This is a genomic window from Aeromicrobium chenweiae (assembly GCF_003065605.1).
Taxonomy (GTDB): domain Bacteria; phylum Actinomycetota; class Actinomycetes; order Propionibacteriales; family Nocardioidaceae; genus Aeromicrobium; species Aeromicrobium chenweiae.
The window spans coordinates 1,816,573-1,829,610 of record NZ_CP026952.1; the positions used below are offsets into that span (position 1 = coordinate 1,816,573).

Genomic DNA, 13,038 nt, shown 5'->3' on the forward strand with positions numbered 1-13,038 from the left:
CCTCGTCTCGGTAGTGAGTGCGCGCCGGTCAGTCCAGGATCGCGGTCGCCTCGACCTCGACGAGGACATCAGGCTCGAACAGGATCTCGACGCCGATGAGCGAGGACGGAGGCATCGGCAGAGGAAGCCCGATCTCCGCGGCGACGTGCTCGATACCGGCCATGAGCTCACCCATCCGGTCCGGGGTCCAGTGCGTGACGTAGAAGGTCAGCCGCAGCACGTCCGCGAAGCCGGCACCGGCGCCGGCCAGGCCGATGGCGGTGTTCCGCAGCGCCTGGGACACCTGGTCGGCGAGGTTGCCGGGGGCAACCGGCGTCCCGTCGGCGAGCCGTGCGATCTGCCCGCTCACGTGGACGTGGCGGCTGCCGGTGCCAACTGCGACGTGGTGGTACGGGGTGGGCTGCATCATGCCCGGGGGGTGGAAAGGGTGACGGTCATCGAGATCTCCAAGCGGTGGTCGGTAGGTCGCGAGCTGTGCGAGCGGCCGTGCAGGTTCAACGAGCTGCGGCGCGCGATCCCCGCCGTGACCCAGAAGTCGCTCAGCGCGACGCTGCGACGGCTCGAGCGCAACGGCATCGTCGAGCGAGAGGTCCTCGGGTCGCGACCAGTCGCCGTCGAGTACCGAATCACCGCCCTGGGCAAGACGATGCGCGAACCTGTCGACGTGCTGCTCGCCCGGGCGGCAGCGCAGATGCCCCAGATCGAGCAGGCCCGAGCACGCTACGACGCGCAGTAGCCGGCACCCACGACGCCTGCTGCCGGGGTGTGTTGCACCCAGGCAGCGGCCGGCCCCGGGCCTCTACGGTGATGGCATGACGACAGCGACGCTCGGGGCGTTCTTGAAGGCGTGCCGCGACAGGACGCAGGTGGCGGACGTCGGCATCAGCTCCTACGGGCAGCGCCGCGTCCCGGGGCTGCGCCGCGAGGAGGTGTCGATGGTCGCCGGCGTGAGCGTCGACTACTACACGCGTCTGGAGCAGGGACGCGAGCGGCACCCGTCGCCGTCCGTCCTGGATGCGCTGGCCCGCGTGTTCGGCTGGTCCGACGACGAACGCGCGCACGCGTTCCGGCTGGCGGGCACCGCCATTCCGCCACGCGTGTCGAGGTCGTGCGACGTGGTCGACCCAGAACTGCTCCAGCTCCTGGACGACTGGCCGATGAATCCCGCGATCGTCGTCAACCGGACACTGGACGTGCTCGCCTGCAATGCGATCGCGAGGGTCCTGCTCATCGGCCTCGAGCCGTCGGAGAACCTGGTCGAGCGGATCTTCCTCGACATCGGCACACGGAGCCTGTATCCCGACTGGCGCGACGTGGCTGAAGCAACGGTGGCGACTCTCCGGATGGCGGAAGGCTTCGCACCGCAGGACGCTCGGCTTCTCGAGCTCGTCGGTGACCTTCGTGCTGCGAGCCCTGAGTTCACAGCGATGTGGTCGGGCGGGCGGGTGCGCGGGAAGACCGGGGAGGCCAAACGTTTCCGGCACCCGCAGGTGGGGATCGTCGAGCTGACCTACCAAACGTTCGACGTGCGGAGCGCGCCGTCCCAGCAGCTCATCGTCTACCGCGCCGCCGCGGACACCCCCAGCGCCGAGTCGTTGAAGCTGCTCGGGTCCCTGGCGGCGTCACTCGCGTGACCCGGCCCGATGCACGGCCCGACGTCGTCGGCATGTGGGTCACCGCCGACGGGCACATCCGCCAGGAGCTGCTGCCGGACGGCCGCTACGACGAGGCCCGCGGTGACCGCCAGAGCGCCTACACCGGCAGCTACACCGTCACCGGCACGCACATCGACTACGTCGACGACAGCGGGTTCACGGCCACCGGCGATGTGAGGGACGGAGTCCTGTATCACGAGCATCTCGTCCTCCATCGACAGTAGGAGCAGGTGAGCAGCTAGCTGACCTGCTGCGTTCGTGCACCGCGCACCGTCGGGTGAGAGCATCGGTCATGCGCGAAGTTCACATCGACCCGATGTCCGTGGAGCGGCTCGCGCACCTGATGGACCCGGAACGTGCCGAGCGGCTCGAGGCCAGTGCGGCCCTGGCGCGGCGCATCCTCGACGGGCGCGTCGTGTGGAACGTGAGCTCGACGGCCTCGGGCGGCGGTGTCGCGGAGATGCTCACGACGCTGCTGTCGTACACGCGCGGTGCAGGGATCGACACGCGCTGGCTGGTCCTGGAGGGGAGCCCCGGGTACTTCCGGCTGACCAAGCGGCTGCACAACGTGCTGCACGGCGTGCCCGGCGACGGGGGCCCGCTGGGTGACGCGGAGCGCGACGAGTACGAATCCGTCCTCGCCGACAATTTCGAGACCCTGAGGTCGCTGGTGCGGGCGGGCGACATCGTGCTCCTGCACGACCCGCAGACCGCAGGTCTTGCGGCAGGGCTGCGGGCGGTGGGTGCCCACGTCGTGTGGCGCTGTCACATCGGCCGGGACAACCCGACCGAGCTCACCGACCTCGGCTGGAGCTTCCTGGAGCCCTATGTCAGCGTCGCACAGGCCACGGTCTTCTCCCGCGAGGCCTACGGTCCTCGGTGGCTGGACCGGCGACGCTCACGGATCATCCCGCCGTCGCTCGACCCGTTCAGCACCAAGAACGTCGACCTGCCGCCGGGGGACGTCGATGCGGTCCTCCGCCAGGCGGCCCTGGTGACCGGTCCGGCCGATCACGGCAATCTGGCCTTCGACCGGCGTGACGGCACCGCGGGCACGGTGCGGGCACACAGGAGCCTCTTCGCAGCGGGCGACGAGGTGCCCGCTGACGTGCGCGTGGTGCTCCAGGTCAGCCGGTGGGACCGCCTCAAGGACATGGCAGGGGTGCTGACCGCCTTCGCCGCCGGTCTGCGCGAGCTCCCGAGCGACACGCACCTGATGCTGGTGGGGCCCGAGGCGTCGGGAGTCGGCGACGACCCAGAAGGGGCCGAGGTGCTCGCGGAGTGTGTCGATCTCTGGAAGACGTTGCCGGTCGACGCTCGCGAACGCGTGCACCTGGTGGCGCTGCCGATGGATGACGTGGGCGAGAACGCCCACCTCGTCAACGCGTTGCAGCGGCATGCCTCCGTCGTCGTGCAGAAGAGCCTCGTCGAGGGCTTCGGACTGACGGTCACCGAGGCGATGTGGAAGAACCGGCCGGTGGTCGCCTCCGCCGTCGGTGGGATCCAGGACCAGATCACCGACGGGGCGGACGGCCTGCTGCTGGCCGATCCGGCCGACCTGGCCGGCTTCACGGATCTGATCGCCAGGGTGCTCGACGACGATCACCTGGCTCAGCGCCTCGGTGACGCGGCCGGCGGGACAGTGCGCGACCGGTACCTCGGCGACCGCAACCTCATCCAGTACGTCGACCTGTTCAGCGAGCTGCTGCAGGAGTAGCCGCCGTGTGACCTGCACCGCCGGAGCGTCTGAGGACCCGTAGCGGGGTACTGCGGGGAGCATGCGCATCTTCTTCACCGGCGGCAGCGGCAAGGCCGGCAAGCACGTCGTCGCTCACCTCGCCGAGCAGGGCCATCAGGTCACCAACGTCGATCTCGCCCCGCTGGGTCACCCGGGGGTGGCCGACCTGCGCGTCGACCTCACCGATGCCGGTGAGACCTACTCGGCGCTCGCGGGGCTGGCGACGTTCGAGGAGCTGGACCTGCCCGAGAAGCCCGCGTACGACGCGGTCGTGCACTTCGCGGCGGTACCGCGGATCCTGCTGACCTCGGACACTGCGACGTACGCGACGAACGTCCTCAGCACCTACAACGTGCTGGAGGCCGCGACCCGGCTGGGAGTGGGCAAGATCGTGTTCGCCTCTTCCGAGACGACGTACGGGGTCTGCTTCGCCCAGGGCGATCGCCGCCCGCTCTACGTGCCCGTCGACGAGGAGCACCCCACGGTGCCCGAGGACGCCTACGCGATGTCGAAGGTGGCCGGCGAGGTCACGGCGCGGTCGTTCCAGGCGCGTACCGGGACGGACGTCTACGGCCTGCGGATCAACAACGTCATCGAGCCGCACGAGTACGCCGAGATCTTCCCCGCGTTCCTCCAGGACCCATCGCTGCGACGCCGCAACCTGTTCGCCTACATCGACGCCCGCGACCTCGGCCAGATGGTGCAGCGATGCCTCGAGACGGACGGGCTCGGCTACGAGGTCTTCAACGTCGCCAACGCGGACATGTCCGTGGCCTCGACGACGGAGGAGATCCGCGACCGTTTCTACGACGGTGTGCCGGTACGACGTGAGATGGGTCGGGACGAGACCTTCTACGCGATCGACAAGGCCCGCGACCTGCTGGGGTTCGAGCCGCGACACTCCTGGCGGGACGTGCTTGCCGACCCCGGTGCGGGCGGCGACTGACGGTGGTCCGATGACCTCTAGGTGCGGGACGCCTCCGCGATCTTCTCGATGGTCTCGTCCAGCACCCGGTTGAACTCCTCGTCGCTCTGGTCGATGCGAAGCGCCCCGGTCAGTGCGCGTGAGAAGCTGGCGATGACGCCGTGGTTGGCCGCGAGCCGGCGGGTGGCCTCGTCGAGGCTGTAGCCGCCGGAGAGTGCCACCACGCGATGGACGTTGCGGTGGTGAACCAGCGGCTCGTAGAAACCGGTCACCTCGGGGAGTGTCAGCTTGAGCAGGACGGGTGCCGAGACGTTCTCCAGCGACTCGAGAATCGATTCGAGCATGAGCGACTCGGCCTCCTGTTTCGTGTCGCTGTCGACGGAGATCTCCGGCTCGAGGATCGGCACCAGACCTGCGGCCAGCACCTGCTCACCGATCTCGAACTGCTGCGCGACGATGGATGCGATGCCTGACCGGCTCGCCCCGTGCACCACCGAGCGCGCCTTGGTGCCGAAGATGCCATGGTCCCGCGCCTGGACGAGCAGCATGTCGAGGCCGTCGATGGGGGCCATGACCTGGACGTCGTCGGACCGGTCGACGAGCCCCTTGTCGATCTTGACGAACGGGACGATCCGTTTCGTGTCCCACAAGTAGCGTGCCGAGGGGGTCCCGTCGATGTCGCGGTGCATCGTGTCCTCGAACAGGATCGCGCCCAGGATCCGCTCGTCGAAGGCCGGCGACGTGGCGATGCGCACCCGGAACGTGTGCATCACGTCGAACATCTCGCTCGAGGACGAGTACTGGTCCGGCGCCACGCCGTACGCCTCGAGAGCCTTCGGGGTGCTCCCGCCGCTCTGGTCCAGGGCGGCGAAGAATCCTCCACCTCCACGCACCCGACTCAGCTGCTCGTCGTTCATACGCTCACGCTCCCATGCGGACTCGTTGTCGCCGACGGACCCAACGGTAGCCCGTGGATCCAGCAACTGCCCGCGATTCAGGGCCGCGGCCGACCGCCGCGTTCAGCTGGCGCCAGCAGGCTCCGTGAGCGTGAGGGATCAGCCGGCCAGGATGTCCCGGACCATCGGCGCGACCTTCGCGCCGAACAGCTCGACACACCTGGTCCTCGCGCTGATGGACTGCGCGCCCGCGGTGTAGATCATGTCGAAGCGCGCCACGTCCAGCGCTCGGACGGTGGCGGCGATCTTGCGGGCCACCGTCTCGGGCGACCCGATGTAGTAGGAGCCGTTGGCGATCTCGGCGTCGAATCCGGCCCGGCTCATCGATGGCCATCCGCGCTCGGACCCGATGCGGTCGCGGTAGACCTTGAACGCCGGGTAGAACAGCTCACGGGCCTCCTCGTCCGTGTCGGCGACGAATCCGGGGGAGTGCAGGCCGACCGGGTGCTGCCGCTCCAGGTCACCGGTTGCTCGTCGAGCAGCTCGACGCACAGGTCCAGCTTCTCCTCGAACAGCGTGTCGTAGTCGCGCAGGTCGTGTCCGAACAGCGCGAACGACTCGGTGAAGGAGCCCCGCCCGAGGATCGCCTGGGCCCGGCCGCCGGACAACGCGTCGACGGTCGCGAAGCGCTGGAAGACGCGGACGGGATCGTCCGTGCTGAGCACCGTCACACCCGAGGCCAGCTTGATGCGCGACGTACGGCCGGCGATGGCGGCCAGGACCGTCTCCGGTGTGGAGATCGAGAACTCCGGCCTGTGGTGCTCGCCCAGCGCGATGACGTCCACGCCGAGCTCGTCGGCGAGCACCGCCTCGTCGACCACCTGCCGGATGGCAGCGGCCTGTGAGACGAGGGCTCCGGCATCGTTCGCAGGCACGCACCCGAAGGTGTCGATGCCCAGCTCGAGGGTGGTCATGGTGCTCTCCTCCGGGTGACGCGCCCGCGCCTGCCGGGGCAGGCGCGGGCGGCGGTGGTCAGCTGGTGGCGAGCGCCTTGCCGGCGGTGGTGGCGGCCTCGTGCGCGGCGCGCTTGAGCTCGGCCCCGAGCTCGGCGAACTCGTCCAGGGCCGGGTTGATGCCGACCAGGGTGAACTCCCGCTCGACGACCGTGAGGTTGGCACCCCACACCTCGTCCAGGACCCGTCGCAGGTAGCCCACACTGTGGTCCCAGCCCTCCTTGGGCGTGCCGGGCGCGTAGCTGCCGCCCCGCGTGACGAGCAGGACCACCGGCTTGCCCTCCAGGATGCGTTCGCCCACCTCGCCACCGGCCAGGACCAGGTCGATCCAGGTCTTGACGTGCTGCGAGACGCCCCAGTTGTACAGCGGGAACGCGAGGACCACGTGATCGGCGGAGACCAGCTCCTCATGCAGCTCCTTCGTCACGGCCTGCGCCGCGCGATGCGCGTCCGTGCGCTGGTCCTCGGGCGTGTGGTTGCCGTCGATGGCGGTCGCCCACACGTCCGAGGGCAGCGGATCGGTGCCGAGGTGGCGCGTCACCACGGTCTCGTCGGGGTGCTCGGCGGTCCACGCCGCCAGGACCAGATCGGCCAGCTCGCTGCTCGACGAGAGCGGGCCGAGGATGGTGGCGTCGATGCGCAGAAGGGTCATGTGGTTTCTCCTCAGTGGTGAGCACGCGGTCAGCGCCGAATGCTTGAGTTGAACGTTCAACTCGATTTCCATCATGGCACCCGATGTTGAATGTTCAACTCCCGGCTATGCTCGCCCCATGACTGACGACGTCCCCTGGCTGTCACCGCCGCAGCTGCACAGCTGGCTGGTCCTCAACGCGGCGCTGACGGCTCTCCCCAACGCGGTGGAGGACCAGCTCAAGCGGGACTCGTCGTTGAGCTTCTTCGAGTACTCGGTGCTGGCCGCACTGTCGGTGACGCCGAGCCGGGCCATGAAGATGTCGCATCTCGCGTCGTTCTCGTACGGCTCGCCGTCGCGTCTCTCGCACGCCATCACGCGCATGGAGCGCGCCGGCTGGGTGCAGCGCCGCACCGCGGAAGGAAGCTCGCGAGCGGTCGAGGCTGTGCTCACCGACGAGGGTCACGCGAAGGTCGTGCAGGCGGCCCCGGGGCATGTCACCGAGGTGCGCCGGCTCGTCGTGGACGTGCTGACCCCCGCCGAGCTCGGCCAGCTCGAGAACGCGTTGCGCAAGATCATGCTGGTGACCTCGCCGGAGACGATGGAGCTGGTCGACCAGTCGTTCGCGCAGCAGGACCCGGACGCGTCGCCCGAGCGCTAAGGGGGGCCAGATCGTCGGCGCCCGGCCGGGCCCGCGTCACGGCGGGCTCCGTCCCACCCGCTACCGTCGACGACGGCTATCCAACGTACTGAGAGGTTCCTATCCCCATGAAGAACGTGTTCACCGCCGGCGGTCACGACGATCTGTCCACCGCCCTGGTGGGTGTGGCAGTGGCACTGGTCGTGATCGGCGTCGCGGCTGCCCTGCACCTGTTCCTGAAGAACCGCTCGCGGGCCGCGGGTGGGGTGCTGGTGGTCGCGTTCGCCGCAGCGGTGGCGGCGTTCGTCTGCTCGACCGACGCCGTGCTCGTCGATTCCGACGAGCGTGTCGATGCCTTCGTGAGCAACGTCAAGACCACGTACGGTCTGCCTCTGACGCATGCGGACGGCGAGTCCGCCTACCACGCATACCGGTCCGGGGACGGCACGTTCGAGGTCAACGTCCAGGGCGCCGAGTACGTCCTGAAGGTGGCTGACAAGGGTGACGACCTGGTGCTGCTGGTGCTCGGCGGCGAGCCGAACAGCTGACCTGCGCAGCGACTGCCGCCACGAGGACGGGATCCCACGGGGGATCTCGTCCTCGTGGTGTCTCACCGCACGACGCGTCAGCAGGGGTGCACCATCCGTGACAGCCGGTTACGCTCGTCCAGAACATGGACCGGGGGGCATTCGTGTGCTGAAGAACGCGAAGACGTGGACCGGCGGCGGCATCGTCAAGGGCGGCGCCGGCAAGCTCACGTCAGGAATCCGAAAGATCTTCGGATGACCGATCGGTTCCCTGCATCCGTCGGTGATCCTCACCTCCAGCAGGTCGACTCGCTGTGCCGCGCCGCTCTCGAGGACGACGCGCGCACCCTGCGCCGTACCGGAGTGCTGCTGGGGGTGCTCGCCGCCGGCGCCCTCGCCCTGCTCCTCGCCGGCGCGCTACGGGACGACGCCACGGACGCTGCCCTCGGAGCGATCGGCGTGGCCGTGCTCGTGCCGGTCCTGCTGCTCGGGCCGGCGCGAGCAGCCGCGCTGCGCAGGCGACCGACCCCGCGGCGCGTCGAGGGCGGGGTGCTGCTGGTCGAGAACCGCGCCCACCTGATGGTGTTCGGCCTCGCGTTCATGGTCGGGGGGCTGGTCCCGCTGGTCCTGTCCCTGACGATGTCCGACCTGCGCTGGAGGTTCATCCCGATGCTGGTCGGGATCGGCGCCCTGGCCACGGGACTGTGGATCGTCGTGCAGGCGCGGCGCCGGCTGACCGTGACTCTCACCCCGGAGGCCGTCCTGGTCCGTCCGCTGGGGCTCCGGCTGCCGTGGTCCGAGCTGAGGATCGGGCTGCCGAGTCCGACCTGGCCACGCCTGGACGTCCAACGACTCGGCATCCTGCTGCGCGACCCCGAGCCGATCCCGCTGATCGCCACGACCCACCTCGCGCTCGGGCTGTGGGAGACGTACGCGGTGCTGCTGCACTACCGCGACCACCCCGAACGTCGACGCGAGCTCGGGGAGCCTGACGCGCTGGCTGCGATCGATCGGATCACGCGGCGCGACCCGTCCCGTCCGGCTCCTCGACCCGGCTGGTTCGGGCCTCCTCTGGGCTGAGCCCGTGACGTGACCTCCTGGAAGGAGGAGGATCCCCATCGTGAAGAAGTGGACCGTCGCCACCGTCGTCGCAGCGAGCGTCGCCGGCGGGATCATCCTGGGCGTGGCCGGGAGTGCTGTCATGTCCGGCACGTCGTCGACGGCCTCGCCGCCACGGACGACCCACGCTGCCGCGCCGGTCCCCGAGCTCGAGGCGAAGCAGCCCCGTTTCGTGATGAATGACGACGGGACCGCGACGCTGTCGGCCACCTTGGTCAACCACACGAAGAACCCGCTGGAGATCACCTGGGCCGCGGCCGGCCAACCGGACGATCTCGATGCACCAGTCCTCCTGCTCTATGCTGCACGGCCGACCGTGGCGCTGAAGCCCGGCGAGCCGACGAGGATCAGCGGCCCCGGGGACGACTACCGGATCCGGTTCAGCGACCGGGTCCAGGTCGGCTCGACGCTCCCGGTCACGCTGCAGTCCCGTCGCCACGACGGCATCCAGTCAGGCCCGAACGCGACCTTCGGTGCTCCTGTGGTCGCGCGCACGACGGCAGACGGCGACGTCGTGAACAACGGTCCGAACCCGGACATCACGGTGCACGAGGCGAAGTTCGTCGTCGTGCCGGGCCAGAAGAAGGCCTATGCCAGCGGCTGGATCACCTCGACGGTCGACGACTTCACGAGCCTGCGCCCCACCGCCGTGACGTCGCAGGGCGCGGACATCGAGTACCTCCACCAGACAGCGACCGGCGGACCATCCGGTGTGGGGGCGCAGGCTGGCAAGAAGACCTACCTCGGGCAGGCGCCGTACACCGACGACGGGGCCCGGGGGGACCGCGACTACGTCCGCGCCAGCGACGTCGAGGTCGGGCAGACCATCATCGTCACCATGCGCTTCCCGTCCGGTGACGTCGTCACGAAGTTCACGGTGGTCCAGGGCAAGGCGGACGGCACGATCCAGCCGCCGACACCGTCCCGCCGCTGGATCACCGCGAGCAGCGCGGCCGGCTGATCTTGACGGTGTAGGTGCCGGCGGTGTCCGGCAGCCTGAGCGTGACCCGAGCCGTCAGCTTGCCCGACCGCTTCTTGAGCGCCTTCCTCGACGTGTACAGCGTGAAGGGCGCCGACCTGTCGCGGCCGAGGAGCTTCCTGCCCACCCTGAAGTCGGCCCGCACGACCGGGCCGCCCTTGGCGAGGACGCGCAGGCGCACCTTCGAGCCCCGGCACGCGGCCTGGCCGCGCAGGTTCTTGACGATCGTGCGGTTGCGCTGCACGGCTGCCCGGCGTCCGGCTGCGGTGACCGTCGGTGCCACGGCCTTCATGCCGATCGCGGTGGGGTGGAACGGGATCGCTCCGTCGCCGCTGAGCGGGACGAGTCCCTCGATCCAGCGCTGACCGGGGGCCGCGCACGCCGTGTGATCGATGCTGCCCGGCGTGGCCCGGAGGTCGGCGAACGTCACCTTCGCGGAACGTGCCGCATCACGCAGCACGCGGCTCATGTGGTCGACGAGGCCCTGGATGTAGTCGGCGTCCGATGACGTGAGCGGCTGGACCAGTGGGCAGCCGCGCGGCGGGATGTACAGGCCGTAGCCGACCACGACGATGGCCGCGCGGGGAGCCTTCTTCTTGATCGCCGCGAGAGCCGCAGCGAGCTCGGGGCGGGTCGCCTCGATCTTGTCGTGGACGGTCTGGCCGTCACGCTCCTTGCACCCGGCGGCCACCGGGTTGATGCAGCCGCTGACCGTGCTGACGATCCCGGCGTCGTTCGCGCCGATGGGGCCGACGGTCACCATCGTGGTCTCGCGGCTCACCGCGTCGATCTGCGCCGGCTCGGAGCCTTGCGGCTTCGTGATGTTGTCGATCGTGGCGCTCGAGCAGGTGGCGTCGATGAACTGGCGGACGCGGAGAGCGCCGGCGGTGAGCGTCGCGAAGTTCTTCTCGCTGCGGTAGCAAGGAGGCCCGCCGGGACGCTGCGGCAGCAGGATCGGCCCGGCGGCGACCGAGTCGCCCATCGCCACGTACCGCTCGCCCCCCGGGCCCTTGTCGTAGACCGTGACGGCGGCGCCAGCGCCCGTCGCGGTCATCGTCGTCGCCAGGACCGTCATCGCGAGAACCGCGGTCGCCGTTCGCCTCATCGTCATCTCCCGGGGCATCACCCGGCAACACGGTGTCGCCTCCGGGTATGAAAGTGCACGGGCACACCGAAGTCAATGGCTGATAGTGATCTGCGTCACAGCCCGGCGGGCTCGCTGGCAGTGGCAAAGTGGTGGCTCACAGCCCTGTCGTCAGGAGGCACCATGTCCCTCGCGCCCACCGTCAAGCAACCCGTGATCGTCGTCGTCGCTGCGGGTCCCGGCGTGAGTGGCTCGGTGGCCCGGCTGTTCGCCGAGCACGGCTACCGCGTCGGTCTGGTCGGTCGCAGTCGGACGACCGTCCACGAGCTGGCTGCCGGCATCGCGACGGACGAGGAGCAGGTGCGTCCTGAAGTGGTCGACGTCACCGACGTCGAGGCAGCGACGGCGGCGGTGACCCGGCTGGGAGAGGCGTTCGGTCGGATCGACGTCCTGCACTTCAACCCCAGCGCGTACCGGCCGAAGAACCCGCTGAGTCTCTCGGTCGACGAGCTGCTCTCCGACGTCGCCCTGGGAGTCGGCGCCCTCCTCACCTCGGTGCAGGCCGCGCGTCCGTTCATGTCCTCCGGTGCCCGCATCACCGTCACCGGGAGCATGGCGGCCGATCGACCGTCCCCGGCCGCGGCCTCCTTGGGTGTGCAGAAGGCCGGCGTCCGGAACCTGGTGCAGAGTCTCGATGCGCAGCTGCGTCCTGAGGGGATCAGGGCAGTCTCCGTCACGGTGCGCGGCACGCTGGCCGCGGCAGGCCCGTTCACCCCGGATCGCGTGGCACAGGCGATCTTCGCCGCCGCGGCACAGGATCCGGACGCCTGGCGGGCCGAGATCCCGTACGAGGGATGACAGCCGAGGGCGCGTAACACGCGGTAACGGGCTCCTTACAGCCCTTTGTTCCGGATGTGACCACCCGGAAACATCCAGGGCGCTGACTTGATCCATGACGCAGCGCGTGCTCGACAGCCACCGCCACATCGGTGCCCTGCCGGAATTCCCCTTCTACGGGGGACCGGCCATCCGTGCCGACGTGACCGCCAAGGAGACCGTCGCGGCGTTCTTCGCGGACCTCGACCGTGAGGGCACGGAGCGCGCCCTCGTGCTGCCGAACTACGGGGTGCCCGTCCCCGACGCGGCCTTCGACCTGAACCCGTTGGCCATCGAGGCAGCCCAGAAGGACGACCGCGTCAGCTGCGGCCTGTGGGTCTCGCCGAAGGCGTCGGACTCCGCCCGCAACGATGCGGCGCTCGGCCTGGTCGGCGAGGCGGGCGTCAAGGCGCTCAAGACCAGCTTCCTGCTGGGTGGCAGTCCCACCGACCCCGACTGCGCCGAGCAGATCGACCGCATCTTCACGACCGCCGCCGAGCACGACCTGGTGGTGCACGTGCACACGTCGCCCGGTGCTGCGTCCGACATCGACCAGGTGGGCACGCTTGTCGACAGGTACGGCGACGACACCAAGATCCACCTCGTCCACCTCGGCGGCGGGATGAGCGGGCACATGAAGCTCATCGGCGGTCGGCTCTTCGACTGGATCGAGGCGGGCAAGCAGGTCTACACCGACACCAGCTGGACGATCGGCTTCGCGCCGGTGTGGCTGGTGCAGGAGATCGAGAGGCGCGGCATCGGCGAGGACCGGATCCTGTTCGCCACCGACTGCCCGTGGGGCGACTTCGAGGGCGAGTACGCGCGGCTGTCCGCGGTCGCCAAGGACCCCGAGCTCGCGCACGCGTTCTTCCGCGGCAACTTCGAACGCCTCTACGGCTGATGACTCCCACGATCCCTGGCCCCCATCGGCCAGCGCAGGACCCCCACCCCACCG

The 13,038-nt window shown here is 69.6% G+C and carries 17 protein-coding genes; 11 read left to right on the forward strand and 6 right to left on the reverse strand.

Annotated features, from left to right (window positions below; all coding sequences use genetic code 11):
* Positions 1-28 precede the first annotated feature (28 nt).
* Positions 29-409 carry a Rid family hydrolase gene (locus C3E78_RS08710; RefSeq protein ID WP_108577919.1) on the reverse strand — a complete coding sequence of 127 codons (381 nt, stop codon included), beginning with the start codon at positions 407-409 and terminating at the stop codon, positions 29-31.
* An 18-nt stretch (positions 410-427) separates the two neighbouring features.
* On the opposite strand from C3E78_RS08710, the gene C3E78_RS08715 reads away from it, so the two are divergent.
* The 5 genes from C3E78_RS08715 (at position 428) to C3E78_RS08735 (ending at position 4,339) form a co-directional block, all read left to right on the forward strand.
* Positions 428-736, forward strand: coding sequence for a winged helix-turn-helix transcriptional regulator (locus tag C3E78_RS08715; RefSeq protein ID WP_199906976.1), 309 nt, complete (start codon positions 428-430; stop codon positions 734-736).
* Between the two features lie 76 nt (positions 737-812).
* Positions 813-1,634, forward strand: a complete 822-nt coding sequence (locus tag C3E78_RS08720; RefSeq protein ID WP_108577920.1) for a helix-turn-helix transcriptional regulator — start codon at positions 813-815, stop codon at positions 1,632-1,634.
* Positions 1,631-1,879, forward strand: a complete 249-nt coding sequence (locus C3E78_RS08725) for an Atu4866 domain-containing protein (protein ID WP_235833773.1) — start codon at positions 1,631-1,633, stop codon at positions 1,877-1,879. The genes C3E78_RS08720 and C3E78_RS08725 overlap by 4 nt, the downstream gene beginning before the upstream one ends.
* Before the next feature lie 68 nt (positions 1,880-1,947).
* On the forward strand, positions 1,948-3,372 hold the full coding sequence (locus C3E78_RS08730) for a glycosyltransferase (RefSeq protein WP_108577921.1): 1,425 nt from the start codon (positions 1,948-1,950) through the stop codon (positions 3,370-3,372).
* 61 nt (positions 3,373-3,433) lie between these two features.
* A complete protein-coding gene (locus tag C3E78_RS08735) occupies positions 3,434-4,339 on the forward strand; it encodes an NAD-dependent epimerase/dehydratase family protein (protein ID WP_108577922.1) in 906 nt (301 codons plus the stop codon).
* Positions 4,340-4,356: 17 nt separating this feature from the next.
* Here C3E78_RS08735 and C3E78_RS08740 read toward each other — a convergent pair whose 3' ends face one another.
* From C3E78_RS08740 to C3E78_RS08755, 4 genes are all read right to left on the reverse strand, one after another.
* Positions 4,357-5,235, reverse strand: a complete 879-nt coding sequence (locus C3E78_RS08740; RefSeq protein ID WP_108577923.1) for a fructose bisphosphate aldolase — start codon at positions 5,233-5,235, stop codon at positions 4,357-4,359.
* Between the two features lie 138 nt (positions 5,236-5,373).
* Positions 5,374-5,598: a hypothetical protein gene (locus tag C3E78_RS08745; RefSeq protein ID WP_108577924.1), complete on the reverse strand. Its 225-nt coding sequence runs from the start codon at positions 5,596-5,598 to the stop codon at positions 5,374-5,376.
* Positions 5,595-6,188, reverse strand: coding sequence for an LLM class flavin-dependent oxidoreductase (locus C3E78_RS08750; RefSeq protein ID WP_108577925.1), 594 nt, complete (start codon positions 6,186-6,188; stop codon positions 5,595-5,597). Before C3E78_RS08750 ends, C3E78_RS08745 begins: the two co-directional genes overlap by 4 nt.
* Positions 6,189-6,246: 58 nt before the next feature.
* Positions 6,247-6,879, reverse strand: coding sequence for an FMN-dependent NADH-azoreductase (locus C3E78_RS08755; RefSeq protein ID WP_108577926.1), 633 nt, complete (start codon positions 6,877-6,879; stop codon positions 6,247-6,249).
* A gap of 118 nt (positions 6,880-6,997) precedes the next feature.
* Between C3E78_RS08755 and C3E78_RS08760 the strand changes: the two genes are divergently transcribed.
* The 4 genes from C3E78_RS08760 (at position 6,998) to C3E78_RS08775 (ending at position 10,105) form a co-directional block, all read left to right on the forward strand.
* Positions 6,998-7,519, forward strand: coding sequence for a MarR family winged helix-turn-helix transcriptional regulator (locus C3E78_RS08760; RefSeq protein ID WP_108577927.1), 522 nt, complete (start codon positions 6,998-7,000; stop codon positions 7,517-7,519).
* 107 nt (positions 7,520-7,626) lie between these two features.
* A complete protein-coding gene (locus C3E78_RS08765; protein WP_108577928.1) occupies positions 7,627-8,046 on the forward strand; it encodes a hypothetical protein in 420 nt (139 codons plus the stop codon).
* 234 nt (positions 8,047-8,280) lie between these two features.
* Positions 8,281-9,105, forward strand: coding sequence for a hypothetical protein (locus C3E78_RS08770; protein ID WP_108577929.1), 825 nt, complete (start codon positions 8,281-8,283; stop codon positions 9,103-9,105).
* A gap of 40 nt (positions 9,106-9,145) precedes the next feature.
* The gene (locus C3E78_RS08775; protein ID WP_108577930.1) at positions 9,146-10,105 is read left to right on the forward strand and encodes a hypothetical protein; all 960 of its coding nucleotides are present in this window, start codon (positions 9,146-9,148) and stop codon (positions 10,103-10,105) included.
* Here the strand turns inward: C3E78_RS08775 and C3E78_RS08780 are convergent.
* Positions 10,080-11,228, reverse strand: a complete 1,149-nt coding sequence (locus tag C3E78_RS08780) for an SGNH/GDSL hydrolase family protein (RefSeq protein WP_159085849.1) — start codon at positions 11,226-11,228, stop codon at positions 10,080-10,082. The genes C3E78_RS08775 and C3E78_RS08780 overlap by 26 nt on opposite strands.
* A 162-nt stretch (positions 11,229-11,390) precedes the next feature.
* On the opposite strand from C3E78_RS08780, the gene C3E78_RS08785 reads away from it, so the two are divergent.
* Together C3E78_RS08785 and C3E78_RS08790 are read left to right on the forward strand one after the other, a co-directional pair.
* Positions 11,391-12,065: an SDR family oxidoreductase gene (locus C3E78_RS08785; protein ID WP_108577932.1), complete on the forward strand. Its 675-nt coding sequence runs from the start codon at positions 11,391-11,393 to the stop codon at positions 12,063-12,065.
* A gap of 94 nt (positions 12,066-12,159) precedes the next feature.
* Positions 12,160-12,984 (forward strand): amidohydrolase family protein, encoded by an 825-nt coding sequence (locus tag C3E78_RS08790; RefSeq protein WP_108577933.1) that lies wholly within the window; start codon positions 12,160-12,162, stop codon positions 12,982-12,984.
* Positions 12,985-13,038: the final 54 nt, after the last annotated feature.

Excerpts from the sequence above, each read along its gene's own strand:
- C3E78_RS08710 (WP_108577919.1), bottom strand. The coding sequence starts at position 409 with ATGATGCAGCCCACCCCGTACCACCACGTCGCAGTTGGCACCGGCAGC.
- C3E78_RS08720 (WP_108577920.1), top strand. The coding sequence starts at position 813 with ATGACGACAGCGACGCTCGGGGCGTTCTTGAAGGCGTGCCGCGACAGG.
- C3E78_RS08730 (WP_108577921.1), top strand. The coding sequence starts at position 1,948 with ATGCGCGAAGTTCACATCGACCCGATGTCCGTGGAGCGGCTCGCGCAC.
- C3E78_RS08735 (WP_108577922.1), top strand. The coding sequence starts at position 3,434 with ATGCGCATCTTCTTCACCGGCGGCAGCGGCAAGGCCGGCAAGCACGTC.
- C3E78_RS08740 (WP_108577923.1), bottom strand. The coding sequence starts at position 5,235 with ATGAACGACGAGCAGCTGAGTCGGGTGCGTGGAGGTGGAGGATTCTTC.
- C3E78_RS08745 (WP_108577924.1), bottom strand. The coding sequence starts at position 5,598 with ATGAGCCGGGCCGGATTCGACGCCGAGATCGCCAACGGCTCCTACTAC.
- C3E78_RS08750 (WP_108577925.1), bottom strand. The coding sequence starts at position 6,188 with ATGACCACCCTCGAGCTGGGCATCGACACCTTCGGGTGCGTGCCTGCG.
- C3E78_RS08755 (WP_108577926.1), bottom strand. The coding sequence starts at position 6,879 with ATGACCCTTCTGCGCATCGACGCCACCATCCTCGGCCCGCTCTCGTCG.
- C3E78_RS08760 (WP_108577927.1), top strand. The coding sequence starts at position 6,998 with ATGACTGACGACGTCCCCTGGCTGTCACCGCCGCAGCTGCACAGCTGG.
- C3E78_RS08765 (WP_108577928.1), top strand. The coding sequence starts at position 7,627 with ATGAAGAACGTGTTCACCGCCGGCGGTCACGACGATCTGTCCACCGCC.
- C3E78_RS08770 (WP_108577929.1), top strand. The coding sequence starts at position 8,281 with ATGACCGATCGGTTCCCTGCATCCGTCGGTGATCCTCACCTCCAGCAG.
- C3E78_RS08780 (WP_159085849.1), bottom strand. The coding sequence starts at position 11,228 with ATGAGGCGAACGGCGACCGCGGTTCTCGCGATGACGGTCCTGGCGACG.
- C3E78_RS08785 (WP_108577932.1), top strand. The coding sequence starts at position 11,391 with ATGTCCCTCGCGCCCACCGTCAAGCAACCCGTGATCGTCGTCGTCGCT.
- C3E78_RS08790 (WP_108577933.1), top strand. The coding sequence starts at position 12,160 with ATGACGCAGCGCGTGCTCGACAGCCACCGCCACATCGGTGCCCTGCCG.